The organism is Campylobacter sp. CH246 (genome assembly GCF_004378835.1).
GTDB classification, from domain to species: domain Bacteria; phylum Campylobacterota; class Campylobacteria; order Campylobacterales; family Campylobacteraceae; genus Campylobacter_D; species Campylobacter_D jejuni.
In genome coordinates this window covers 49,988-74,932 of record NZ_RYYA01000007.1, presented here as the reverse complement: position 1 = coordinate 74,932, position 24,945 = coordinate 49,988, and the positions used below count along the sequence as shown (strand labels likewise).

The window sequence follows — 24,945 nt, the reverse complement described above, 5'->3', positions numbered from 1 at the left end:
AATATAAACGCAGTCTTCATTAATGACAACCGCAACCGCCACCACAGCAACCGCCACCACCATGTCCGTGATGATGATCGTGCCCATGCCCACTTCCACAACCACAACTATGACTTCCTGCGATAATACCTGTAAGAATTTCATCTTCACTTGCAGCTCTAGCGTCTACGATATTTAAAGAAAAAAGCAAATCACGACCTGCATAAGGGTGATTATAATCAATTGTCACATCATTTTCACCAATCTCTTTTACAGTTACACGAACGGTTTCGCCATTTTCACCTTCGCCAAAAAGCTCCATGCCTACCTTTAAATCAATACCTGCAAATTGCTCTTTTGGTAAAGTTTGAACGGCATTTTCATCGTATTCGCCTAAACCTTTTTCTTTTTTAATTACCACATCAGCATTGCTAGGGCAATCAAGCTTCATCACTTCTTCTTCTAAGCTTTCTAAAATCTGACCTTTGCCTAAAATAAAAGAAATAGGTTGAGAATATAAATTTGATTCTAAAACTTCATTTGTATTTGCATCTTTTAACTCATAAAACATTGAAACTACACTATTTTTTTCTATAGCCATTTTATCTCCTTAATTATTTTCTATTAGGTGAAGCTTTTGCTTCGGGTGAATTTGGATAATTAGTTTTTAAAGCTTTATAAAAACCATTTGCTGTTTTTGTATCACCTGTTTTATCCAATGAAATGGCAGTATGATATAAAAGTTTTGGGAAATAATCCCCTTTTGTACTCAAAGAAGAACTTTTTTTATAATAAACAATAGCATTGTTATAATTTTTTTGTTTATACTCGATCTCCCCTAACCAAAAATTTGCTCTTGCAGGTTTATACTGCTTTGTTATGAGAAAATTTAATTTTGCTTTGGAATCTTCAAAAGCATTTTTATCAACATCTTTTATCGCTAATTCTAAAATTTCATTATTTTTTTTCTTTTTCCAAGATTCATCAATTTGTTTTGCTTTATCATCTTGGGTATTTTGAGTATTATTGTTTTCAATGGTACTATTTGAATCTGTAGTTGAAACAACAACACTAGGTGTAATAGTTTTAACGCTTAAATTTGCATCATTTAATTCGTTTTTAGAAACATAATTTGCATTAATAGCATCTACTAAAGAACTAAGTTCAGCTAAAACTTTTTTTACTTGCTTATTATTAGCTTCTTGAATTTTTCTACTTTCTTCAACATAAGCCTTTAATTTTTGAATTTCACTAGTAAAATTATTTTCAATATTTTGATTATTCTCTTCAACTTGACTTAATCTAGAATTTGATTTAGTATATTGAGAATTTATACCTTCTAAAGTGCTTTGTAAACCCTCGATTCTTTCATTAATTTCATTAATTCTAGCATTTGTTTGTATATTTTCATTATTTAAATTATCTAACTTTTCTTTAAATAATTTTTCATTTGAAGTTAAACCATAAGAAGAATTGCTTGTTATATCTCCTGCACCAAAAGCTGAGCTTTCTGCATAAAGCAAAGTAGCTCCAAGAAGAGCTACTGTGAATATTTTTTTCATTAATTATCTTGATAATTTAAATTCAGCACGTCTATTTTGCGCATCGCAAGCTTTAGTTTTCTCAGTGCACACAGGATTTGTTTCTCCATAGCTTTTAACAGCAATTCTATCAGCATTTACACCTTTAGCAATTAAAGCTTCTTTTACAGCTTTTGCTCTTTTTAAACCTAGAGCTTGGTTATATTCATCGGTTCCCCACTCATCGCAGTTTCCTTCAACAGTAATACTTACACCGCTTACTTCAGTGTTAAAAATATTAGCATTTGTGCTTACAACATTTTGCATATCAGGACGAATGTTGAATTTATCAAAATCAAAATATACTTTATTTAAAGTATCATTAAGTTGAGAAATTTTTGAATCAATATCCCAACCATCACTTCCACCTGAACCACGATTTGAATCAACACTACTATCACCGCTTACGCTAGTGCTTTTTGTGCTACAACCACTAATAACAACTGCAAGAGCTGCAATTGAAGTAAAAAGAATTTTTTTCATTTATGACCTTTCAAAGTTAATAAATTCTTATTATTATATCTAATTTTTAATTAATTTTAACCTAAAATTGAAATTTTTACCAATCAATTGATTGAATTTTTCCAACCCTAAGAGGAAAATAAAAAGTCTTATTTGCATTTACACGAATAACACCCAAAGCACTTTGCCCACCTAAATATTTGATAAATACTATACTTCCGCCATCACTAGAAAATCTTGGAAATAAATTTTTTCCATTTGCTGTAAGTTGACGGATATAATCACTATTAATTGACATCAAATAAATATTAAAAACACCTGCTTGATTTGGTTCACGACTTGAATAAACCAAAAAATCTTTATAAGTCGAAACAGCCGAATTGTTTCTACCATGAAAAACAACTTGTTCAGCACTATTGCTATTTAAATCTTGCATAAAAATATTAGGATATCCTAAACGATCGCTTACAAATACCACTTTACTATCATCTGAGCCAATAAAATTTCCATTAACATCAATACCAGAATAATTAGTTAATTGTGTTAGATTTTTGGTATTTAAGTCATATAAATAAACATCAGGCTGATCTTTTGGAGCCATGGTAACAAGTAGTTTACTTCCATCTACATTCACATCACTTGCTACAACCATACCGCCACTTGATAAAATTTTACTAGCTTTATTGGTATTTAAATCATAACGGTATAAAGTTGGCTTATCATGATCATAAGCTGTATAATAAAATAGAGTTTGTTCTTTATTTCCCCATTTTGGAAATAAATTAAGTCCACCATCAACAATAACTTTTTGATAAGTTAAAGTATAATCAGCCATAATAATTTGACTTTTTTTAGAGCTAGAATTTCTCGCGATCAAAATTTTATGATCCATCCAATCAACAGGTGCAAGTCCTAACGCATTTACAGAAGCTTTGACGCTTTTATGTGCCAAAAATGGATATTGCTCTAAACCATTTAAAGTATAAGTTTGCTCTGACTTATCAGAACCGCCAGCTTTTATTTTTACATTTAAACTCAAAGTGTTACCATTTTTATTTAAAGTGTATTCAAAAGTATAATTACTTGTCTCAGTTGCATTAGCAACAACTTCAAAGTTTGAACTTACTTTCAAATCATTCACAATGATATTATAAAAGCTTTTCTTTAATTTCTCATCACTTAAATTTGAATTGTCTTTAACAATAATCTTTGGTAAAACTACACCAGAATTAACAACATCAATCACTGGATCTTCTGCCCAAAGACTTCCTAAAAAGACTAAAAAAATTGCTACAATTTTTTTCATTTTTTTCTCCTAATCATTTTTAACTTTTACTTCATCTCTTAAATTCATGGTAATGCTTATATTTTTATTTTGCGGAGGATAAGTAATAAATTTACCTTTTTGACTTTCTAAAAATTCAGCCACTTTAGCATCATATAAAGGATTCCCACTTTTTTCAACTGAAGTATAGCCAAATTTTCCATTTTCATCAATAAAAATTTTTACCTTAACAGAAATTTTTTCACTATTTGGATAATACTGAGTCCATCTTTGAGTGATAATACGCACAACTTTCCCTAAAAATTCATCATAAATTCCAATCTTTTGCGCCTTTGTGCTTTCGCCTTGCGTTGAACTTTCTTCTTGAAGTAAACTATCATTAAGTTGTTTTACAAGTTCAGAAGCTTGAGGTTTTGGAGCACTAGAAATTCCTGATTTAGCACTTGATTGAATTTTTGTAGTCTTTTCTTCTTGTATTTCTTTAATATTTCCAAAAAGCTCATTAAAATTACTTGCCTTTTGGTCAATATCTTCAGTTTTAACTGTTTTATTTGTAGTCTGAGCAAAAAGCTTTTCTATATCAATTTGCTCTGTTGATTTTTGTATTTCTTTAGGAGTGTTGCTTTGAGTAATAACTTGTTTTGATGGTTCAGCAAGTTCAATATCTACAAAACTATCTTTTATATCGGTATATTGTATAGCAGGTTCAACCTCGCTTACAAGTCTAAAAAAAACAAGAATTACTATACCAATATATATTGCTAAAGCAAGTAAAAACGAATTTAAATTACTCAAACCATAATTTTTCATGATTATTCAGTCTGTAAAGCAACTTTATTAAATCCTAAATTTTTTACACTTCTTAAGACTGAAATAACATCGTCATATTTTAAGCTTTTATCAGCGCGTATAAAAACCGGATCTTCGGTATTAAATTGTGCTTTTCTTTGAGCAAGATTGTCAGCAAAACTTATAAAATCGTATTTTTCTTGATTTAAAAAAATTTCTTTTTTTGCATTAATACTAATAATTAAACTCTTAACAGTTGGAGCGCTAGTATTTTTTTGACTACCTTGTGGAAGATTAATTTTTTCTTCATAAGTAATGCTTGGAGCTGTTACCATTAAAATCGCAAGCAATACAAGCATAATATCTACTAAAGGTGTGATATTAAGTTCAGGTTTTTCATCATCAAATGGCATTTTTAACCTTATTTACTCGAACTTATAACTTTAATCTCGCTATCAATAATGCTTAAAAGTTCAAAAACTTTTCTTTTAATGATGAGATGAAATGTATAAGCAGGAATTGCTACTAAAATACCACAACCTGTAGCAACTAAAGCCTCACTGATTTTAGGAGCTATGAGACTTAAAGAATTTTGAGTTCCAAGCCCACCAAAAGTTTCAAGTATAGAAATAACTGTCCCAAAAAGACCTATAAAAGGTGAAGTTGAAGCAATAATACTAAGCCAAGTAAGTCCAGCAGAAGCGCGGCGACTTGCTAAATTTTTATAGATTTCTAAATGATTTGAAGTTGTATCATTACATTTTCTTAAAATCGAATCAGTACGACTTAAATCCTTCTCACCCAAGAGCAAAGTTTCTAAACTTTCTTTCTCCTTGTTTCTCCATGTAGCCAAATAAGTCAATCTAGCAAACAAAATACTAAATGCTAAAATAAAATATAAAGAAAGCCATAATAAAACTATATAAGTAATAATACTTGAACTATTGAAAAAATGAAATATAGCTTCAAAATTCATTAATGCATCCTTGCATTATCAAGTTTTGAAAAAGTTGCTGCTAAAGCTGCATTATCAGAACTCATAGATTTAATCAAATCTTTTGCTTGAGCAAGATTTCTTTCAATCTCACTTTCATCACTTCCACAAACCCAAATCGCACCCTTTGCTAACACGCAAATCTTATCTTCATCTACCTTTGCATGTCCAGCATCAATAGCAACTAACTCATGATTTAAATCAGCTTTTTCAATATCAATTACTCCAGATTTTAAAGAAGAAACCAAAGCAGCATGTCCTTTAAGCACACCAAATTCTCCTTCACTACCTGGTAAAGTAACAGATTTTACTTCTCCTTGATAGATTACACCCAAAGGCGTAACTATCTCGAAATTAATCAAATCGTTCATAAATTAACCTTTTAATTTATCCGCTTTTGCAATAGCTTCATCTATATTTCCAACCATATAGAAAGCATTTTCTGGTAAATGATCATATTTACCTTCTAAAATTCCCTTAAATCCTGCTATTGTATCTTCAAGGCTTATATATTTTCCTGGGCTACCTGTGAAAACTTCTGCAACGAAAAATGGTTGTGATAAGAATTTTTCAATCTTTCTTGCTCTTTCAACTACAAGTTTATCCTCTTCGCTAAGCTCATCCATACCTAAAATGGCAATGATATCTTGTAAATCTTTGTATTTTTGAAGTACTGATTGAACACCACGAGCAACATTATAATGTTCTTCTCCAATGATATTTGGATCAAGCATTCTTGAAGTTGAATCAAGTGGGTCAACTGCAGGATAAATACCCTTTTCAGCAATAGCTCTATTTAAAACTGTTGTAGCATCTAAGTGAGCAAAAACAGTTGCTGGAGCTGGGTCGGTTAAGTCATCAGCTGGAACATAAACAGCTTGAACTGAAGTGATTGAGCCTTTTTTAGTTGAAGTAATTCTTTCTTGGAATTTACCCATTTCACTTGCTAGGGTTGGTTGATAACCCACAGCTGATGGAATTCTTCCTAAAAGTGCTGACATTTCAGAACCTGATTGTGAAAATCTAAAGATATTATCAATAAACATAAGCACATCAAGACCCATTTCATCTCTAAAATACTCAGCCATTGTTAAACCTGTTAAAGCAATACGATTTCTTGCTCCTGGTGGTTCATTCATTTGTCCATAACATAGAGCAACTTTGTCTAAAACATTACTTTCTTTCATTTCATTATAAAGGTCATTTCCTTCACGAGTTCTCTCACCCACACCTGCAAATACAGAATATCCGCTATGCTTAAATGCAACATTGTGAATAAGCTCCATAATAATAACAGTTTTACCAACACCTGCACCACCAAAAAGACCTACTTTACCACCTTTTGCATAAGGAGCAAGTAAATCTACAACTTTAATCCCTGTTTCAAAAATCTCACTTTTTGTGCTTTGATCTTCAAAAGCTGGTGGATCTCTATGAATTGCCCATTTTTTATCAAAAGAAATTTCTTCACCTTCATCGATCAAATCTCCAGTAACATTGAAAATTCTTCCTAAAACTTTCTCACCAACAGGAACACTAATAGGAGCACCTAAAGCCTCAGCTTTTAAGCCCCTTACCAAACCATCTGTCATATCCATAGCAATAGTTCTAACTCTATTATCTCCTAAATGAGCTGCTACTTCTAAAACAAGTTTATGTTTTTTTCCTTCGCTTTCAAAATTTACAACAATTGCTTCATTAATTTGAGGTAAATAGTCGTTAAAATCTACATCAACAACCGGACCTAATACCTGTGAAATAAATCCTTGCATTATTTATCTTCTCCTTAAAATTTACTATTTCATTGATTCAACACCACTGATAATTTCTATAAGCTCAGTAGTAATGGATTCTTGTCTTGCTTTGTTATAAGCTAAATTTAGTTGTTTCACTCTTGCCTTTGCGTTATTAGTTGCATTATCCATAGCTTGCATTCTTGCACTATGCTCTGCCGCCAAAGAATCAATTAACGCATAATACATATTATACTCAAAATATGTTTTCATTAAATCTTCTAAAAGCTCAGTTCCTTCTGGTTCAAGCTCTAAAAGAGAATTATGAGTCTGTTTAATACTCTTTGGTTCAACCGGAATAAGATGATTAATTTTAAGTTCTTGGGTAATCATATTTTTATAACCATTATGAACTAAAATCACTTCATCTGTATTTCCATTTAAAAAATCATCCACAACAGCATGAATTACTTCACATGCTTTCTCATAATCAGGACTAGAACTAAGATGGAAATATTTCTCTAACAATTCTATTTTTTGAAAATTAAAATATTCAATCCCAGTTTTACCTATAGCTCTAAGACGAATATTAATATTTTTTGCTTCATATTCTTTTAGCATTTCACTTACTGTTTTTAAAGTCTTAATATTAAAACCACCGCATAAGCCTTTATCTGCAGTAATAAATATTAAATCTACGGTTTTAATTTGTTCTTTTTTATGAAACAAAGATAAACGCACATCATCTTCATTGTGAACAATTTTATTGATCTGAAATGAAATTTCACTTAAAATTTCATCAATTTTTTGTGCATAAATTTTTGATCTTTTAGCTGCTTCTTCTGCTTTTTTTAACTTAGCAGTAGAAACTAGCTTCATAGCATTTGTAGTCTTTTGAGTGTTATGAACACTTTTAATTTTTCTTTTAATTTCTTTTAAATTAGACATAAAAGACCTTATAAATGATTTGCTTTAAACTCATTAATGGCTTTAGCTAGTTTTTCTTCCAAATCAGAATCTAAAGCTTTTTTAGAGCGAATTTGCTCAAAAATATCTGGATGTTTTGCCTCAATAAAAGGATAAATTCCATCTTCAAATTCTTTAATTCTAGAAACAGCAATATCATCTAAGAAACCTTTGGTTCCTGCAAAAATTACAACTACTTGTTTTTCAACACTAAGCGGAGAATAAGGTGGTTGTTTTAAGAGTTCAACCATTCTTTGTCCACGTTCAAGTTGTTTTCTACTTGCTTCATCTAAATCACTAGCAAATTGTGCAAAAGCTTGAAGCTCTCTATATTGAGCAAGGTCAAGTCTTAATGTGCCTGAAACTTGTTTTGTAGCTTTAATTTGAGCAGCCCCACCTACACGAGATACTGATAAACCAACATTAATTGCAGGACGAATTCCTGAGTTAAATAAATCAGTTTCTAAGAAAATTTGTCCATCTGTAATTGAAATAACATTAGTTGGAATATAAGCAGAAACATCTCCTGCTTGTGTTTCAATTATCGGCAATGCTGTCAAAGAACCAGCACCTAATTCATCATTTAGCTTGCTTGCTCTCTCAAGCAATCTTGAATGAAGATAAAAAACATCGCCTGGATAAGCTTCACGACCCGGGGGACGACGTAAAATCAAAGACATTTCGCGATAAGCTACAGCATGCTTGCTCAAATCATCATAAACAATTAAAGCATGTTTTGCGTTGTCTCTAAAAAATTCACCCATGGTTACGCCAGTATATGGAGCTAAGTACTGTAAAGCCGCAGGATCTGAAGCACCAGCATTTACAACAATAGTATATTCCATAGCACCATGTTCTTCTAGTCTTTTAACCACTTGTGCCACTGTGCTTTGCTTTTGACCAATTGCAACATATATACAGATAACTCCTTGACCTCTTTGAGATATAATAGTATCAACAGCAACAGTAGTTTTACCTGTTTGTCTATCACCTATGATAAGCTCTCTTTGACCACGACCAATTGGCACAAGCGCATCAATAGCTTTAATTCCTGTATGTAAAGGTTCATGAACACTTTTTCTCGCCATAATACCTTTTGCTTTTTCTTCAACAAAACGATATTCATTAGCATTGATCACACCTTTAGCATCAATTGGCTCGCCTAAAGCATTTACAACACGACCAACCAAAGCCTCACCTACTGGAACTTTAAGTAATTTCTTAAGTCTTTTTACAGAAGCACCTTCTTTTAAACCTTCTCCTTTTCCAAGTATAACAATACCTACACTCGACTCTTCAAGGTTTAAGGCCATTCCTTTATCACCATTTTCAAATTCTACCATTTCTCCAGCCATAATATTCTTAAGTCCATATACCTTAGCAACACCATCAGCTACAGAAATAATCTTTCCTGTTTCTTCAATTTCAAGATTTAAATCAAAATTTTCAATTCTTTCTTTGATTATTGAACTGATCTCATCAGCTTTAAATTTCATTTACTTTTTCTCCTTAGATAATTTTCAATATATATTCATTTAGCTTATTTTGAAGAGCTTTCATAGAAAAAGAAAGTTCATAACCTAATTCTTCCAATTCTATTTTAATGCTATCATCTTGACTGATTTTATTGTTTAATTTAATATTTGCATTAAATTTTTTGTTAAGTTTTACTTCAAGATCTTTAAGATTTTCTTGACTTAATTTTTCTTTAGAATACACAATACCAACAAAAATATTTTCTTTAAAAGCTTTCTGTCTTTCAAGTTCTTTAACTATTTGAGGAATGCATTTTAATCTTGAATTTTCAATCAAAAGTCTTAAGAAATTTTGAAAACTAGAATTTTTAATATCAAAAAAAGAATCAAGAAATTCCATTTTTCTTTCTTTTTTAATCTCATTAGATTCTATAATATTTTTAAATTTTGGCAAAACAAAAGCAGAATTTAAAATACACAAATTCTGATAAAAATCATTTATATCAGCTCTTGAAGCTATCGCTTTTGCATATCTTCTTGCAATTATATTTTCCATATTTAAGATACCTTCTTCATCATAAGTTCTATTATTTCACTCTGTTTTAATGTCATATTTGGATCAGAAAAAATTTCATTTAAAGTATTTGATACTAATTCTTTTTCCATTTTTCTAAATTCATAATCTTTCTGTTCCTCGAAATGTTTTTGAAGTAAATCCAATTCATCTTGAGTTTCTTTCTTAATATTTTTAACTAAGATTTCAGCTTCTTTTTTTGCTGTAACTAAAGCAGCAGCAGCATTTGCTTTAGCTTCTTCAAGTTTTTTCATCGTATCTAATTTCTTAGCTTTACTTTCTAAAAGTTTTTTTTGAATTTCATCAAGCTTAGAAGAAATTTTTACAATACGGTTTTTGTAAAAATTTTTAAATGGAGTTGCAACAAAATAATACAATATACCCACAAAAATTAGAAAATTAATAGTCCTTGGAATAATATCATATTCTCCACTATCATTTGATGCACCAAAAGCATACAAAGGTAGCAAAAATATAATAAATAATAACTTACTCATTTCTCTCCTCTTAAATTTTCTTTATATTATTTTGCAAAGCTTGCTTAAGCTCAGGTAAATGTATGTTTAAATGTTCTTGTAACTCTTTTTTTTGAATAGCTAAATCTGCATAAAAGCTGGCCATTTTTCTTTCTAATTCTTCTTTCTTGCTTCTAAGAATTTGCTCTGCCTCTTCTTTAGCAGCAGCTATAGCACTTTGTTTGATTTTTTGAATTTCTTCTCTAGTGTTAATATGAATAACTTCTAATTCATCATTCACACATAAAACTTCTTGAGAATTTTCTTTTACTTTATTCTCATCATTTTTTATAGAATCATTTCTTTCATCCATAAATTTTAAAAGCGGCTTATACAGCATACTATTTAAAATAACTATCATAGCCAAAAAAATAGCTATAGTAGCAAGCATTATGGAAGGATGCATATCTTCAAACATAATTCTCCTTGGTTAGAATTTTTGAAGGACTATTTTACCATAAAAAATCTAAGATTTTGGTTAAAACTTTTCAAGCATTTTGATTAATTTTTTAATTTTATCAATATTTTCTAAATGAATTACAAAATCATTATTTTTATTTTTGCAGTCAAATCCAAAGCGATTTAGTATTTGTTTTAATTTTTTTATTTCATCTTCAAATTCTTGATTAGGTAAGCTTTCATTATTTTTTATTTTTTTAACTATTTTTTCAGTATCTCTAACATTAAGTTTTTGACCTATTATGCTATCAACCAACATTTTTTCATCTTTTTGATCTAAACCAACCAAAACTTTAGCATGACCCTGAGAAATTTTTCCAGAAGCAATCAACTCTTGAGTTCTAATATCTAAATTCAGAAGTCTTAAAGTATTTGTTATTTGAGTACGAGACTTATGAATAAGTTCTGCTAAATTCTCTTGAGTAATCTTATGAACTTGCATCAAATCCTTATAAGAATTAGCAAGTTCAATAGGGTTTAAATTCTCTCTTTGTATATTTTCAATAAGAGCCAATTCTCTAAGTTTATTCTCATCAATATCAGCAATAAAAGCTAGAATTTCTTTTTTTCCTAATGCTTTTACTGCTCTTAAGCGACGTTCTCCAGCAATTAAAATAAATTTATTATTTTTTTTAAATACAATAATAGGCTGAATAAGTCCAAATTCTTTGATAGAATTAGCAAGCTCATCTAAAGTTTCTTGATCAAAATTCTTTCTTGGCTGAAATGGATTAGGTGAAATTTGATCAATTTCTATCATAGTGCTTTGATTTTTATCAAAACCCAATTCTTTGCTATAAACAGTATCCATATCACTGATTAAACTACTTAAACCCCTATCTTTATTTAACCCCATTATAATTATCCTAATATAGAATACGCCAAATTTTGATAAGCAACAGAACCTGGCGATTTAATATCATAAAGAATTATAGGCTTTCCAAAACTTGGACTTTCTGCAAGTTTTACATTGCGAGGGATCACAATAAAATCATCTTCGTTCCCATTAATAGTAAAAAGTTGTTTTTTAAAATTTTGTTTCAAATCATCTACAACATCTTTAGAAAGATTATTTTGAGAGCTATACATTGTCGGTAAAAATCCACGAACCCTGAGTTTAGAATTAATAGTTTTTTTGATAATTTTAATTGTATTTAAAACCATAGCTACACCCTCAAGCGCATAAAATTCACACTGTATAGGGATAATTACGCTATCACTTGCTGCAAAAGCATTTATAGTAATACTTCCAAGAGCAGGTGGAGAATCAATAATAATAAAATCATACTCATCAATTACTTCTTGAATTTGATTTTTAAGTAACATTTTTTTCTCATTATTTTCACCTTTAGCAAGCTCTTGTTCTATACCTACAAGACCTATATTTGAAGGAGCTAAATGAAGTTGTGGCAATTCTGTTTTTAAAATAATATCTGAAAGCTTTTTTCTTCCTATAAAAACATGGTAAATATTATACTCATAATTATTACGATTAAAACCAAGTCCTGTAGTCGCATTAGCTTGCGGATCAACATCAATCAAAAGTACTTTTTTTTCAGCCACAGCTAAAGAAGCGGCTAAATTTACTGCTGTTGTAGTCTTTCCTACCCCACCTTTTTGGTTTGCTATTGTAATAATTTCGCTCATCTTAAACTATACACCCTTTTATCACCTAGTAAAATTGAACCATCTTCATACAAAAAAGAATTTTCAAGTGAAAAAACTTTACCTTCATGATGGACGCTAAATTTTCTTGATTTTTCAAATTCTAACATATACTTGCTAAAAATATTCTTCCATAAAATTTTTTTTTCTACTTTTTGCAAAAACTCACTCACTAAATCTTTAAGCGAAATTTCTATATCGCATAAAGCTGTATTTTGGGGTGAAAATTTCAGATTTAAACCCATACCGCCTATGATAAAATTTGAAATTTTAGCACTTATAACTCCTCCAGCTTTTTTATCATCTAAATATAGATCGTTAGGCCATTTAAGCCAAATTTTAGAACCTTTTTCTTGTAAAAGTTCTTTAAGTAAATAAGCAAAATAAATACTCACAGAAGCTAAAGGTAAATCTTTTGGTAAATCTTCTTCTTTAATACAAAAAGAAAGATGTAAATTTCCTTTAGAGCTTTGCCAAGAATTTTCCCTACTTCCAACTCCATTTGTTTGTTCTAAAGCATAAATAGCAAAATTTCCATCAATCTTTCCATTGCGTATTTGCTTGCATAAAAAAAGATGAGTTGAGTCTATACTTTCAACACAAACTATCTTCACTTTTAAGCCTTTTTCCATTTAAATAAGTCCTACCATCAAGAGCTTTTTTTCCACTTTCTTGAAGTTTTTTAATACGCAAAACTCCTTGTTTGCAAGCAAGCAAAAAACTTTCTTTTTCTAATTCTAAAATTTCACCCATCCTAGCATTTTGTTTTAATTCATCCACAAGTTCAAGTTCTAAGAATTTAAGTCCATTTTCCAAGAAAACTCCAGGCCAAGGGGTGAAAGCTAGATATTTTTGATAAAGTTCTCTTGCATTTTGCAAATTTATAAGCCCATCTTCTTTTTTGATTTTTCTACAAAGCGTTACTAGACTTTCCTCTTGTTTTTTAGGGGTGATTTTATCAAAATTTAAAAGAGTAGAGAGGATCAGCTTAGCGGCCAAATTTGCTAAAAGTTCAAAAACTTCACTTGAATTTTTATCTTTTATATCACATTCTAAGCTTTCAAGTATAGCACCTGTGTCAAGCCCTTCTTCCATGAGCATGGTGCAAACTCCACTTTTTTCATCTTTATTTAAAATTGCACTTTGGATCGGACTGGCACCACGGTATTTTGGAAGTAAAGAAGCGTGCAAATTCACACAAGGTGCTAAATCCAAAATGGCTTTAGGTAAAATTTTTCCATAGGCAGCAACCACGATAAAATCAGGATTTAAATCCTTAATCTCTCTTATAATATTTTCATCTTTTAAAGAACTTGGAGTAAAAATAGGAATACTAGGATAATTTTGACTTAAAAAAGCCTTAGTATCACTTGGAGTTAAAATTTGCTTTCTACCTACGGCTTTATCAGGCTGGGTAAAAAGTGCTACGAGTTTAAAATTTTCATTTTCTACTAGTGCTTTTAAAATACAAGTTGCGTAAGATGGAGTACCCATAAAAATAATTTTTTTCATTTTTTCGCTTTGTGTGAAATTAAAAATTTTAATTATAGCTTATTTGATTTTAAAAGAGAATTTAATAAATTAATCACTCAAACAAAGTTCCGCCTATTTGTTTATTTTCAAGCAAAAAGGTTTCAACCACATTTAAATTAAAGCCACTTGCTAAAAACATTTTTTTATTGTGTTCAAGTAAAAATTGAGCTGCTTTAAGTTTGGTTACTATACCACCTGTTCCGTGCTCACTACCTGTTTTTATGGTTGCTTGTAGCCATTCTTCTTTAATGTGAGTGATTTTTTCTAAACGCTTTGCATCACTAAATTCACTAGGATTTTTATCATAAAATCCATCAATATCGCTTAAAATCACAAGCAAATCCGCATCAAAAAAATGCGTAGCATAAGCACTTAAACTATCATTATCACCAAAGACAATTTCTTCTATAGCTGTAGCGTCATTTTCATTGATAATAGGCAAAATTCCTAAATTTATCATCATATCGATAGCATTTTTTGCGTGTTTAGTAGCTTTTCTAGAGTCAAAATCCTTGCCTGTAAGTAAAATTTGTCCGCCTAGTTTGTTAAATTTAGCTAAAAGCTCGTTATAAACACTGATTAAAAAAGGTTGTCCAATAGCAGCTAAAACTTGTTTATTAATAAGGTTTTTTCTATCGATATCTAGTTTGGTGTGTCCTGCCGAAATAGCCGCTGAAGTAACCAAAATTACTTCATATTTTTCCATGAGTTTAGCTAAAAATGCGACTAAATTTTTAAGACGCTCAAAACTTAAAGTGTTTTCTTCGCTAATCACATGAGAACCCACTTTAACAACTATTCTTTTCATGCTTATTCCTTGAAAAATTTTTATAATTTTAGCCAAAATTTCATATAAACTAGTTATTTTTTGAAAAAATAGGGAGTGTTTGAAATTTTTAATACAAAACACTTCCTAGAATTGTTAAAATTTTTTATTTGTTATTTCTTAAAGTTTTAATTTCTTCTAAAAGTATAAATTTAAGTTCTTTAAGTCCTGTTTTTTCAAGGCTTGAGACTTTGATTAAAAAGCTTTGCGGATTGTTTATTTCTTTGAGATAATTTTCTAACTCACTAATGTTTAAAGCAATTTGCTCAGCAAATTCTTCTCCTAAATTAACACTATCACTTTTTGAAATCATGATGCCAAATTTACGCCCAAAAAGTTCATTGGAAAATTTTTCAAGTTCTTTTCTTAGTACTATAAATTGTTCTTTTAAAGGCATTTGCCTCATAGGATCTAGCACGAAAAGCAAAAAGCTCGTTCTTTCTATGTGCTTTAAAAAGGCAAGTCCTAAGCCTTTGCCCCCACTTGCTCCTTCGATAATCCCTGGAATATCAGCCATAACAAAGGAATTATACTCATCTACATCTACGAGTCCAAGTTTTGGAGTAAGGGTGGTAAATTCATAATTTGCAATTTCAGGTTTTGCATTTGAAACAACGCTTATAAGAGTAGATTTTCCCACATTTGGAAATCCCACAAGCCCTACATCGGCAATAAGTTTAAGTTCAAGTCTGACTAAGCGACTTTCTCCTTTTATACCAGGTTGTGCGTAATCGGGGCGTTGATTGGTGGCGTGTTTAAAATGGGTGTTGCCAAGTCCACCTTTTCCACCTTTTAAAAAAAGCTCTCTTTGTCCTTCTTTGGTAAGATCAAGTAAAATTTCATTAGTTTGTGCATCGATAACTTGCGTTCCTTCGGGTACTATAAGTTCTAAATTTTCACCTTTTTTGCCATTTTTATTGCGTCCCATTCCACCAGCACCATTTTGCGCGCGTAATTCTCTTTTGCCTTTGAAATTTACAAGAGTGTGGGTATTATTATCACATACGAAAATAATATCACCACCATTTCCACCATCTCCTCCATCAGGGCCACCAAGTGGAACATGTTTTTCACGGCGAAAACTTACAGCACCTTTGCCACCATCGCCTGAAGCTAAAGTAATTTTAACACTATCAATAAACATTTAAATTGCCTTTGACTTTAAATTTATAAAGCTAAATTTGAGTACATAAAAGAAGTTAAATTTATAAATTTAAAGTTTTCAAGACGCTAAAAAGCGTCCTAAAAACTTATGCAGGATATACAGAAACTTTTTTTCTATCTTTGTCTTTTCTTTCGAATTTTACAAAACCATCAATTAGAGCAAAGATAGTATGATCTTTTCCCATGCCTACATTGTTACCTGCATGAGTTGCAGTTCCTCTTTGGCGGATGATGATATTTCCAGCTCTAACAAACTCGCCACCAAATTTTTTAACACCTAAACGACGACCTATGGAATCGCGGTTATTTTGAGTTGAACCTTGACCTTTCTTGTGTGCCATTCTTTACTCCTTAAACTTTGATATCTTTTACTACAACGCGAGTAAATTGTCTTCTAAAACCGCGTTTGAGTTTAGAATCTTTTCTGCGTCTTTTTTTGTAAATCACAACTTTTTTATCTTTTCCGTGATTGATCACTTCCAAAACAACTTTTGCACCTGCTACGAAAGGCGCACCTACCTTTAATTCTTTATCATTGATAGCAAGAACTTCGCTTACTTCAATACTTGCTTTGCTTTCAGCTTCAAAGCGATCTAGTTTTAGCTCATCGCCAACACTTACTTTGTATTGCTTTCCACTGTGTTTGATAATAGCATACATTGCTTTTCCTTATAAATTGGTAGTACCATAAAGCACCGTAATAACGGATTTAAAAGCTTTAGTGGTTTAATAAAATTTCGATTTTACAAAATTTTTCTTTAATTTTTGATGAATTTAAGAAAGAGTTTAGAGTTTGAGAAAAATCAAACTCTAAAAATTTAAAAGCCTAGATTTACTCCGCCACCTTCTTGGGTTTCATAATTTGTATCACGACCTATAGTGTAGCCATTTCCACTACCAGTATTACTTAAAGGTCTGCAAATATCGCCCACTTTTACACTACCTTCTATGATTTTTGCATAAGAAAATTTAGGGCTTGTGCGAGTGATTTCAATACTTCCTGTTTTGCTTTCTACTCTTCCTGTATTTTCTTTTGTATAAGTATCTTTTATAACCTTCCCAAGAGCAAAACATTCATAAACATCACCTTGATTTAAGCTTTGAGAAAATATTACTTCATTGTTTTCAACAGCTGCAACCTTTAAAGGATAAATTGCATTTAAAATATCTCCTGAAATGCGGTTTGCAATTTGTTTGAGTGCAGCTTCATTGGCACTAAGACTATTGTCTTTAAGATTGACTTTCATGCTTAAAGTATTAGAAAATTTAATTTGTCTTGTAGCAAATAAAAGCACACGATAATCTACGATAACTTCAATTTCAGTTTTGCTTTTTCCTGTTAAATTGCTTGTTTTTTGTTTACCTTCAAGTCCTGAAATAGAAAACAATAAAATATAATCTGTTGCTAACATATTTTTAAGTTTATAAACTTCATCGCTAGCTGCGTCGCCACTTTTGATTAAAGCTTTTTCCATTTCATAATAGCCACTAGAATCACGGTCTAAAACATTAAATTTACGACTTTGCAATAAATCAGAAATGATTTTTTGTTGCAAAGCTGAGCCTATACCTCTTTTTGCAGCATCTGGAGTAGAATCAAAAACAGTAATACTTCTTCTATTATCTGCACTTAAACCTGGAGCTTGATACTTTTTTGTTGTTGTGGTTTTAAAAATCGTTACATTGGCTGTATATTTACCATTTGCATCTTGTTCAACACTATTGATTTCATAAGTATCAGCTCTACCTTTGGTGGCTTTTGAAATTTGCTCGCTGTAATTATCTTGTATATTTGAACCTGAATTATCAGTTGAAACGCTAGTATTAGATTTCTTAAGAGAATTGATGCTTACTCCACTCATTTTTCCTATAGCTTCTATAATGGCATTGTTTATCGCATCTTCCCTAGTCAAGCCTGTGCCTTCACCTGTACTTGATTTTGTTGAAGTTGTGGTTATAACTTTAGCATTAAGACTTAGGCTTAAAAATAAGCCTAAAAAAAGAATTTTAATTATTTTCATCTTTTACCTTTAAAAATCATCCATACTATTTACAACATTAGAGCTTCTTTGTATGCTAGAAGATTTTTTAGCTTCATTTTTTGTTGCATTTGACTTTGAATTTAAAGCCTCATTTGTGTTAGCTAAATTTTCATAAGAATAAAATCTCACAGCTCCTACATGTTCAATACCATTTTCACTTGTATAGCTCCATTTTTTAAGAGTACGAATACCACGAATTTTACCGCTTGCGCTTGCTTTTATTTTACTATTTACTTTGTCAATAATATTTGTTATGTTTTGAGTTTGTTCTTGAGTGGAACTATCATTAACATTAATACTTTGTTTGATGATTTCCTCGTAAGTATCACCAGTTGTTCTTTCATCTTTAAGACTTAAATTTGTATTAATAAACTCTATAATAGCAGCATCAGCCATAGTAAGTGCTGTTTCTTTGGCTCTATCTTCTAAAATATTTGTTTTTTTAGCATTGCTAGGATCTGCTACATAACCCCAGTTTCCATAACTTAAAATAATAGGTGCACCATTTTCATCATAAACTAAGCGAATTCCATATTCATTTAAAAAGCCTTTTGTATCTTTTGGCAGATACTCACTTATTGCCTTGCCTTTACCCTTAATAGCACTCTGTCTTGCTAGTGCCATATCTTTTGCTAATTGGCGAGTTTTATTGGAAATAATAGCAATAACACCTACATCATACTCACCTCTTCTTTGTGTAACTATAGTTTGCACAGGAACAAGTCCACTCATAGAACCTATGGCATTTGTCATAGTTTTATTAAGAAATTCTTGCTTTAATAAAGTCTTTTTTCTGTCTTCGCTTAAAGAATTTGTATCTATACCTAAATCTTTTAATGCCTTATCAAGCTGAGCACCAGCTAATTGTGTAAGTTTATTTAAAATTTGATCAACCTTATCACCTTTTGGCAATTCATCAAATTCCTTAGCATTAGTAGAATTGTCTGCTTCATAATTTTGAATCTTGCTTGTAGCAATTCTTCCAAAAGCATCTCTTATAAATTCGCTTTGCAAATTTAACATTGCTTTTTGGTAAGCATTTTGTAAAGCTTGTGCAAATTGTGGATCAGTATCATTTACAGCAACAGTACTTTTTCCAGTATAAAAAGTTTTTCCATCTTTGGTTATACCATATTCTATACCGAAATTATCCGCAAATTCTTCAAAAAAATCTTCAATTGATTTTGGGGTAATATCCTTAGTACTTGCGTCAGACATTTCATTTTGAGTATTTATATCTTGTTGTGTAATTTCTACAGGCTGGGAACCTTGTGCATAAAGTAAACTTGCCATAACTAAAGAGCCGATAAATAATATTTTTTTCATTTCGTATCCTTTTAAAAATCATAAAAAAAGCCCAAGCTAAACACTTGAGCTAAAAAATTTTATTCATAAATTAATTTTTATTTTACCAAGTAACTGATTTACTAGAACCGGTTTTATCAATAGTTTGCTCATCTTCCCAATAAACTAAACCTGATGTTAGATCAGTAAGTCTTAACAAGAAAAAGTATTCTACTTGAGTTTTACCATTGCTAAGTTTTACATTATCTTGTCTAATTTTACCCGCAAGAGAAAAATCAGGCGATACCAATGTCCCTTTTTTTGCTATGGTTTTTTGATTAAACTCATCATTATCTCTTAATTCTCTTACATCTTCACTCATGCTATCAAGTGCTCCGCCTGCAGCAACTGCTGAAGTTAGAACAAATTTACCTGATTTTCTTAATGCAGAAGTGATTTTTGCGGTGAGTTTTTCAGTATCGATTCTTTGCGGGGTATCATTCACAACCCTACCAATAGCAATAACCTTTCTTGTACCTGGTTTAATATTTGCAAAAGCAGGATCGCTTAACATACTATTTATCATAGTTTCAGCTGCACTTTCAAAATCTTGTCTATCAAGACCCAAGGTTAAAGCATCACCTTTTTTTATCTGACTTGCCTTTCCATCTGTATAAGCTATTTGCGCACAACCACTAAAAAGCAAAGCTCCAATAAGAGCTGTTCCTAAAATTTTTGTTTTTTTCATGATTTATCCTTCCTAAAATGAGATTAATTTTTTGCTTTAATTTCTAATCTAAAATCCTTCGCTCTTGTATCAGATGCAAGTTTACGAAGAATCACCTCTTGTCCTGCTGGAATTCTAAGGGCTTGATAGTCCTCATTTAAAACATCTCTTAGCACAAAACCATCTTTATCTAACCAATCCACTTTATAAATTACATCTTTAGCAAAAGTACTGCGTAAAATCACTTCAAATTCTAAATAACCATTGCTATTTATACGCTTTTGAAATTGTTTTACTAAACTTTTTGGTAAATTTGAATCTAAAATTACAGTATTTTGATTTGAATTTATTTGATAACTTGGTACACAAGCACTAAGTAAAAACATTAAAATAAATAAAATATTTTTTTTCATCTTTTAGCCTTATTTTTCCATGATAGCAACACTTGCGGGTAAATACGGAGCAAAAGAACGCACTATCACAAGAGCATTTTTATTTTTATCCAATGATTTTTGAAACAAAATATTGCCTTGTGGATCTTTGATTTCTAAATTTCCGTCGTTTTCTATTGTTGCTATGGCAATACTTTTTGGTAAACCTCTCCAAGAACGCACATCAGCTTTATTGGTTGCAGCAGTTGCTACTGCTGTTGCAAGACTTAGCCATCCACCTGTAGAGTCATTATTTGCAACAGCTACATTTAAAGTGGTTTTAATTATAGTTTGAGCTAAGGCTTTAGCAATCATTGCAGGCATATTTATTTTAAATTCAGTAGCGACAATATTGTCTAAATCTACAAAATCATTTGTATTTTGACCATTTATATTTAAATTTGCAAAAGAAGCTTCCCTTTTTTTCAAGGTTTGTAAAGCAATATTTGTGCTAATAATTTTTTTATCCACTATAAAAGGTAAGGTTAAAGCAAATTCATCCTTAACTACACCAAATCCATTTTCATAAACTACAAAAACATATTTTTTAGCTTTTTTGACTTTTATTTTTGTGGCATATTCTTTAAAAATTTTAGCCTCTTTTTTGATAGTTTTGTTTTTTGGATAAATAATAGCTACTTCTCTAAATAAATCTGCAGCTTTTCTATAATCTTTATCCATAAAGAAAAATATTGAAGCAAGATAAGTCGCATAAGGATTTATGAAATTTTTTGTTGTATCAAACTCTTTAAACAAGTTATCGTATTGTGCTTCTATAACTTTTGAGTTTTCATTCATATTTTTATCATAATTTTTATCTTCTTTTGCCTTATCTAAATCAGCACGATTTTTCTCAATTTCTTTAGCAAAATATTCTTTTGCCTTATCTTGACGCATTAAAGCACGATTAAACTCAACTCTTGCATTTTCATAATCATCTTCTTCCATATAGTTTAGAGCTTTATATATATTAACCATAATTCTTTCATATAAAGAACCATCATAATCAACTATAGTATCATTAAGCAAGGTTGTACCAACAAATTTAGCTGCTTTAGAGCCTACATTTTCTAAATCCACATCATATTTATAAGATTCTTCCGCAGCATCAAAAAATACATTACTTTTGTTAAAATCACCACAATTTCTAGCAATCAAACCTGCATTTAATCCTGTATAAATGACATCATCATTTTTTTTAATTTTTTCTAAATTTTGATTGAAAAAATCATCACCACAATATTTTTGTGTTAAAGTATTTTCAAATGTTGTATTTTGTTTAACCTGATTAACACAAGCTGTTAAAAAAAGGCAAACAATACCTGAAAAAATCAACCCAACTTTTATCTTCATTAAATTCCTTTCTTAAAGAAAATTGAAAATGAATATTATAACGTAGTATATACTTAAAAACTAATGAAAAAAATTTAACCCTAGGAGAAAAACCTAGGGTTTGATTTAAATAAGCATAGGAGCTAATACAAAGCCTAATACTACAGCAATTGCAATAGCTAAAACCCCTGGTATAAAGAATGAGTGATTAAATATAAATTTACCAATTCTAGTCGTTCCTGTATCATCCATTTGCACTGCACCTAACAAAGTGGGATAAGTTGGAAGTACAAAAAGTGCTGAAACTGCTGCAAAACAAGCTACAAGCATATAAGAATCATGCGGATTTGCTGCTGAAATTCCTAAAGCAGTGATAATTACAGGTACAATGGCCTTTGCGGTTGCTGCTTGAGAATATAAAAGCATACTTGCAAAGAAAAATGCAACTGCTAACATAGCAGGGGTTTGTTTAACCCAGTCGCCTGCTACTTCTTTGATAGAAGCTTCGTGTCCTGCAACAAAAGTATTTCCAAGCCATGCTACACCAAAAACACAAACACAAGCAGTCATACCGCTTTTAAATACACTAGTGTCAAGAATTTTACCTGGTTCAACTTTACAAAGCCAAGTGATCAAAGTTGCTGCAGTAAGCAAAAAGCTCATAATAGCTGCATCTCTTGGAACCACAACAGGATCAATCCATTTAATATTACTTGAAATTGCGGTTGCATAAAGTACAACTGCCAAAACAGTGATCAAGAAAATTACCACTGAAAGTTTAGCACCTGGTTTATCTTCGCCATGCAAAACAGCTCCTGCATCCTTTACAAGTCCTGCTTTTAAGCGTTCTTGATAAACGCTATCTTTGCTTAAATCCATAGGAGTGATTAAACTCACTATAAAAGCTGCAAGCATACAAGCTACAAAAGTTGTGCTAATCCAAATTCCAATTAAAGTTGGATAATTCCATCCAAGTGGCTCTAAAACTCCGCTCATATAAACCACAGCTGCACTTACAGGAGAAGCAGTGATTCCAATTTGCGAAGAAACAACCATTAATGAAAGTGGAACACTAGGTTTTATGTTTTGAGATTTTGCAACATCAACTACAACAGGCATTAAAGAAAATACCGCATTTCCTGTTCCTGCTAAAATTGTAAGCAACCACCCACAAGCTGGAGCTAAATAATTTATAAATTTAGGACTTGATCTTAAAATTTTTTCTGTCACCCTTACCATGTAATCAAGTCCACCTGCTTGTTGCATAGCAGAAATTGCTGCAATAGCTGCAGCAATAATTAAAATAACATCCCAAGGAATATTACCAGGTTTCATACCTAAAACAAGTCCTAGTATAACTACACCTAATCCTCCAGCATAACCTATAGCAATACCGCCTAGGCGAATACCGATAAAAATCGCCCCAAGAAGGACGATTACTTGCAAAATTATCATTATATCCATATTAAATCCTAAAATGCTATTTTTTAGCTTCCATGTGAGGATTTAGCATATTTGATGGAGTTAAAATTTCATCAATTTGCTCTTTGCTTAAAAGCCCTCTTTCAAGCGCAATATCAGCCACTCTTTTTCCAGTGTTCATTGCCTCTTTGGCTATAGAAGCTGAATTTTCATAACCAATATAAGGATTTAAAGCTGTTACTATACCTACTGAATTATAGACAAAGTCTGAACAAATTTTTTCATTTGCGGTAATACCATCTATACATTTATCAGCTAAAGTATACATTGCTTTTTCTAGCATTACAACAGAATTAAATAAGCTATATGCTACAACTGGTTCAAAAACATTAAGTTGTAATTGTCCACCCTCACAAGCAAAAGTTACAGTTACGTCTGCTCCAATAACAAAATAACAAACTTGATTAACTACTTCAGGAATAACAGGATTTACCTTACCTGGCATGATAGAACTACCTGGTTGCATTTTTGGAAGATTAATCTCATTAAGACCACATTTTGGACCACTACTTAAAAGTCTTAAGTCATTACATACTTTAGAAAGTTTTGTTGCAACACGTTTTAAAACACCTGAAATTTGTACATAAGCTCCCGTATCTTGAGTCGCCTCGATTAAATCCTCAGCCACAGTATATTCAAAACCTGTCACTTCTCTTATTTTTCTTTCTACAACCTTCGGATAATCAGGATGAGAATTAATTCCTGTTCCAATAGCAGTTCCACCCAAATTGATCTCTAAAATCAATTTTCTAGCTTCTAATACTCTTTGTATATCTTCACCTATCATTACGGCAAAAGTTTTAAATTCACGACCTAAAGTCATAGGTACAGCATCTTGCAGTTGGGTTCTACCCATTTTAAGAACATCTTTAAATTCTTCAGCTTTTCTCTCATAAGCTTTTTTTAGATGTTCCATAGCTTTTGCCAAATCACTTAAATAATCATGCAAGGCAAGGTGTAAAGCTGTAGGATAAGCATCATTAGTACTTTGGCTTAAATTAACATGATCATTTGGATGAAGATATTGGTATTCACCTTTTTTATGACCCATAAGTTCAAGTCCTATGTTTGCTATAACTTCATTAGCATTCATATTTGTACTTGTTCCAGCACCTCCTTGGATCATATCTACTACAAATTGATCATAATACCCACCTTCTAAAATTTTATCACACGCTTTAATAATCGCATCTTGGATATTTTTATCCAAAAGACCTAATTCATGATTTGCCATAGCTGCAGCTTTTTTTACTCTAGCCAAAGCCCTAACAAAGCGAGGAAAATCTTTTAATCTATCATGAGAAATATCAAAATTTTCAACAGCTCTAAAAGTTTGCACTCCATAATAAACCTCATCAGAGATTTCCAATTCCCCAATAAAATCATGTTCTTTTCTTGTTCCCATTTTGAACCTTTCATAAAAGTATTTTAATTTTAAATCAAAATTTTTGATTTAAATCATAAAATAATAATATTGCATTTTTAGTTAATAATTGGTTAATAAATAAATTACTTTAAAGATATAATAAATTAAGTGTATTTATATCCTAAATTATTTCTTTATATTTAACTTTTATTAATATAAAAATTTATCTATTTTAAAAAATTAAAATATTTTTGAAAGTTTTTTGATAAAATAAATTTTTAA

General features: G+C 30.9%; 29 protein-coding genes. All 29 read right to left on the bottom strand.

Annotated elements, in window-relative coordinates; all coding sequences use genetic code 11:
- Nucleotides 1–19: 19 nt before the first annotated feature.
- The 29 genes from ELQ06_RS06540 to aspA all read right to left on the bottom strand — a co-directional run bounded on the left by ELQ06_RS06540 (nt 20) and on the right by aspA (nt 24,702).
- Nucleotides 20–580, bottom strand: a complete 561-nt coding sequence (locus ELQ06_RS06540; RefSeq protein WP_052797973.1) for a peptidylprolyl isomerase — start codon at nt 578–580, stop codon at nt 20–22.
- A gap of 13 nt (nt 581–593) precedes the next feature.
- Nucleotides 594–1,541 (bottom strand): tetratricopeptide repeat protein, encoded by a 948-nt coding sequence (locus ELQ06_RS06535; RefSeq protein ID WP_002892557.1) that lies wholly within the window; start codon nt 1,539–1,541, stop codon nt 594–596.
- 3 nt (nt 1,542–1,544) lie between these two features.
- Nucleotides 1,545–2,042 (bottom strand): peptidoglycan-associated lipoprotein Pal, encoded by a 498-nt coding sequence (pal, locus tag ELQ06_RS06530; protein WP_002851617.1) that lies wholly within the window; start codon nt 2,040–2,042, stop codon nt 1,545–1,547.
- Between the two features lie 76 nt (nt 2,043–2,118).
- Nucleotides 2,119–3,327, bottom strand: coding sequence for a Tol-Pal system protein TolB (tolB, locus tag ELQ06_RS06525; protein WP_052797976.1), 1,209 nt, complete (start codon nt 3,325–3,327; stop codon nt 2,119–2,121).
- A gap of 9 nt (nt 3,328–3,336) precedes the next feature.
- Nucleotides 3,337–4,116, bottom strand: coding sequence for a TonB C-terminal domain-containing protein (locus ELQ06_RS06520; RefSeq protein ID WP_052794160.1), 780 nt, complete (start codon nt 4,114–4,116; stop codon nt 3,337–3,339).
- Nucleotides 4,117–4,118: 2 nt separating this feature from the next.
- Complete coding sequence (locus ELQ06_RS06515; RefSeq protein WP_002866730.1) at nt 4,119–4,508, bottom strand: ExbD/TolR family protein; 390 nt, start codon at nt 4,506–4,508, stop codon at nt 4,119–4,121.
- Between the two features lie 8 nt (nt 4,509–4,516).
- Nucleotides 4,517–5,071 (bottom strand): MotA/TolQ/ExbB proton channel family protein, encoded by a 555-nt coding sequence (locus ELQ06_RS06510; RefSeq protein ID WP_052797978.1) that lies wholly within the window; start codon nt 5,069–5,071, stop codon nt 4,517–4,519.
- On the bottom strand, nt 5,071–5,460 hold the full coding sequence (gene atpC, locus ELQ06_RS06505; RefSeq protein ID WP_002885351.1) for an ATP synthase F1 subunit epsilon: 390 nt from the start codon (nt 5,458–5,460) through the stop codon (nt 5,071–5,073). Before atpC ends, ELQ06_RS06510 begins: the two co-directional genes overlap by 1 nt.
- A gap of 3 nt (nt 5,461–5,463) precedes the next feature.
- On the bottom strand, nt 5,464–6,861 hold the full coding sequence (gene atpD, locus ELQ06_RS06500; RefSeq protein ID WP_052794159.1) for a F0F1 ATP synthase subunit beta: 1,398 nt from the start codon (nt 6,859–6,861) through the stop codon (nt 5,464–5,466).
- Between the two features lie 24 nt (nt 6,862–6,885).
- Nucleotides 6,886–7,770: an ATP synthase F1 subunit gamma gene (gene atpG, locus ELQ06_RS06495; RefSeq protein WP_052794158.1), complete on the bottom strand. Its 885-nt coding sequence runs from the start codon at nt 7,768–7,770 to the stop codon at nt 6,886–6,888.
- Between the two features lie 8 nt (nt 7,771–7,778).
- On the bottom strand, nt 7,779–9,284 hold the full coding sequence (gene atpA, locus ELQ06_RS06490; RefSeq protein ID WP_052794157.1) for a F0F1 ATP synthase subunit alpha: 1,506 nt from the start codon (nt 9,282–9,284) through the stop codon (nt 7,779–7,781).
- Nucleotides 9,285–9,297: 13 nt separating this feature from the next.
- Nucleotides 9,298–9,819: a F0F1 ATP synthase subunit delta gene (locus ELQ06_RS06485; protein ID WP_052794156.1), complete on the bottom strand. Its 522-nt coding sequence runs from the start codon at nt 9,817–9,819 to the stop codon at nt 9,298–9,300.
- Between the two features lie 2 nt (nt 9,820–9,821).
- The gene (locus ELQ06_RS06480) at nt 9,822–10,334 is read right to left on the bottom strand and encodes a F0F1 ATP synthase subunit B (RefSeq protein WP_052794155.1); all 513 of its coding nucleotides are present in this window, start codon (nt 10,332–10,334) and stop codon (nt 9,822–9,824) included.
- A gap of 10 nt (nt 10,335–10,344) precedes the next feature.
- Nucleotides 10,345–10,770 carry a FoF1 ATP synthase subunit B' gene (locus tag ELQ06_RS06475; protein WP_002859779.1) on the bottom strand — a complete coding sequence of 142 codons (426 nt, stop codon included), beginning with the start codon at nt 10,768–10,770 and terminating at the stop codon, nt 10,345–10,347.
- Nucleotides 10,771–10,830: 60 nt separating this feature from the next.
- Nucleotides 10,831–11,667 carry a ParB/RepB/Spo0J family partition protein gene (locus tag ELQ06_RS06470; RefSeq protein ID WP_052794154.1) on the bottom strand — a complete coding sequence of 279 codons (837 nt, stop codon included), beginning with the start codon at nt 11,665–11,667 and terminating at the stop codon, nt 10,831–10,833.
- Between the two features lie 5 nt (nt 11,668–11,672).
- Nucleotides 11,673–12,458, bottom strand: coding sequence for an AAA family ATPase (locus ELQ06_RS06465; protein ID WP_002851697.1), 786 nt, complete (start codon nt 12,456–12,458; stop codon nt 11,673–11,675).
- Complete coding sequence (locus ELQ06_RS06460; protein ID WP_002899761.1) at nt 12,455–13,108, bottom strand: biotin--[acetyl-CoA-carboxylase] ligase; 654 nt, start codon at nt 13,106–13,108, stop codon at nt 12,455–12,457. Before ELQ06_RS06460 ends, ELQ06_RS06465 begins: the two co-directional genes overlap by 4 nt.
- The gene (gene fmt / locus ELQ06_RS06455) at nt 13,071–13,988 is read right to left on the bottom strand and encodes a methionyl-tRNA formyltransferase (RefSeq protein ID WP_052794153.1); all 918 of its coding nucleotides are present in this window, start codon (nt 13,986–13,988) and stop codon (nt 13,071–13,073) included. The genes ELQ06_RS06460 and fmt overlap by 38 nt, the downstream gene beginning before the upstream one ends.
- A gap of 73 nt (nt 13,989–14,061) precedes the next feature.
- Nucleotides 14,062–14,817 (bottom strand): glutamate 5-kinase, encoded by a 756-nt coding sequence (gene proB, locus ELQ06_RS06450; RefSeq protein WP_052794152.1) that lies wholly within the window; start codon nt 14,815–14,817, stop codon nt 14,062–14,064.
- 124 nt (nt 14,818–14,941) lie between these two features.
- On the bottom strand, nt 14,942–15,979 hold the full coding sequence (gene obgE / locus ELQ06_RS06445; RefSeq protein WP_052794151.1) for a GTPase ObgE: 1,038 nt from the start codon (nt 15,977–15,979) through the stop codon (nt 14,942–14,944).
- 106 nt (nt 15,980–16,085) lie between these two features.
- Nucleotides 16,086–16,340: a 50S ribosomal protein L27 gene (rpmA, locus tag ELQ06_RS06440; protein WP_002800974.1), complete on the bottom strand. Its 255-nt coding sequence runs from the start codon at nt 16,338–16,340 to the stop codon at nt 16,086–16,088.
- A 10-nt stretch (nt 16,341–16,350) separates the two neighbouring features.
- Complete coding sequence (gene rplU, locus ELQ06_RS06435; RefSeq protein WP_052794150.1) at nt 16,351–16,659, bottom strand: 50S ribosomal protein L21; 309 nt, start codon at nt 16,657–16,659, stop codon at nt 16,351–16,353.
- Between the two features lie 158 nt (nt 16,660–16,817).
- Nucleotides 16,818–18,020 (bottom strand): CsgG/HfaB family protein, encoded by a 1,203-nt coding sequence (locus ELQ06_RS06430; RefSeq protein WP_052797979.1) that lies wholly within the window; start codon nt 18,018–18,020, stop codon nt 16,818–16,820.
- Nucleotides 18,021–18,029: 9 nt separating this feature from the next.
- A complete protein-coding gene (locus tag ELQ06_RS06425; RefSeq protein WP_004308244.1) occupies nt 18,030–19,367 on the bottom strand; it encodes a DUF6844 domain-containing protein in 1,338 nt (445 codons plus the stop codon).
- An 82-nt stretch (nt 19,368–19,449) separates the two neighbouring features.
- On the bottom strand, nt 19,450–20,073 hold the full coding sequence (gene lpoB / locus ELQ06_RS06420) for a penicillin-binding protein activator LpoB (RefSeq protein ID WP_002867824.1): 624 nt from the start codon (nt 20,071–20,073) through the stop codon (nt 19,450–19,452).
- 23 nt (nt 20,074–20,096) lie between these two features.
- Nucleotides 20,097–20,465, bottom strand: coding sequence for a YcfL family protein (locus ELQ06_RS06415; RefSeq protein WP_052794148.1), 369 nt, complete (start codon nt 20,463–20,465; stop codon nt 20,097–20,099).
- A gap of 9 nt (nt 20,466–20,474) precedes the next feature.
- Nucleotides 20,475–21,836 carry a COG3014 family protein gene (locus ELQ06_RS06410; RefSeq protein WP_052794147.1) on the bottom strand — a complete coding sequence of 454 codons (1,362 nt, stop codon included), beginning with the start codon at nt 21,834–21,836 and terminating at the stop codon, nt 20,475–20,477.
- A 105-nt stretch (nt 21,837–21,941) separates the two neighbouring features.
- Nucleotides 21,942–23,279, bottom strand: coding sequence for an anaerobic C4-dicarboxylate transporter (locus ELQ06_RS06405; protein WP_002859768.1), 1,338 nt, complete (start codon nt 23,277–23,279; stop codon nt 21,942–21,944).
- A gap of 16 nt (nt 23,280–23,295) precedes the next feature.
- A complete protein-coding gene (aspA, locus tag ELQ06_RS06400; protein WP_002851742.1) occupies nt 23,296–24,702 on the bottom strand; it encodes an aspartate ammonia-lyase in 1,407 nt (468 codons plus the stop codon).
- Between the last annotated feature and the right edge of the window lie 243 nt (nt 24,703–24,945).